This is a genomic window from Acidisoma sp. S159, from assembly GCF_009766125.1.
In the GTDB taxonomy this organism is placed as follows: domain Bacteria; phylum Pseudomonadota; class Alphaproteobacteria; order Acetobacterales; family Acetobacteraceae; genus Acidisoma.
The window spans coordinates 739,601-740,367 of sequence record NZ_LMUG01000032.1 but is presented as its reverse complement, the minus strand read 5'-3'; the positions used below and the strand labels follow the sequence as shown (position 1 = coordinate 740,367).

Annotated in this window: 1 protein-coding gene; it reads right to left on the bottom strand. The window is 70.0% G+C overall.

Features of this window, described 5'->3' with window-relative positions; translation table 11 throughout:
• On the bottom strand, positions 1-767 hold a 767-nt coding region (locus GSQ92_RS11340), incomplete at both ends, for a PEP-utilizing enzyme (RefSeq protein WP_254066600.1).

Below are 767 nucleotides of genomic sequence, written 5' to 3'. Positions count from 1 at the left end.
TGCGGAAGAGCGAGATGAAATCGTCTCGCTGGAAGGGCATCAGCTTCTCGAGCGCGACGCGTCGCCCCGCCTCGTCGCCCGCCATGATCATCTGGCGCACGGCGCCGATGCGGGTGGGGTCGAAGAACATATGCTCGGTGCGGCAGAGGCCGATGCCCTCGGCGCCAAACTTGCGCGCCGTTTCGGCGTCGAGCGGGGTCTCGGCATTGGCGCGCACCGCGAGGGTGCGGATCTCGTCGGCCCAGCCCATCAGGATGCCGAAGTCGCCCGAAAGCGCGGGCTCGATCATCGCCACGGCACCGACAAAGATCTCGCCGGTTGCGCCGTCCAGCGTGATGGTCTCGCCGCCGCGCACGGTGCGGCCGCCGGCCGAGAGGGTCTGCGTGCCGTAATCGACCGCGACGCCGCCGGCGCCCGAGACGCAGGGGCGGCCCATGCCGCGGGCCACCACCGCCGCATGGCTGGTCATGCCGCCGCGCGTGGTGAGGATGCCGCGGGCGGCATGCATGCCGTGGATGTCCTCGGGGCTCGTTTCGATGCGAACGAGAATGACCGCCTCGCCCTTCTGCGCCCGCATCTCGGCCTCATCGGAGGAGAAGACGACGATGCCGCAAGCGGCACCCGGGCTCGCGGGCAAGCCACGGCCAAAGAGCGTCCGCTTCGCATCGGGGTCGAGCATCGGATGCAGCAGCTGGTCGAGCGAGGCCGGGTTGATGCGCCGCACCGCTTCCGGCTTGTCGATCAGCCCGGCCTGAGCCATTTCGACC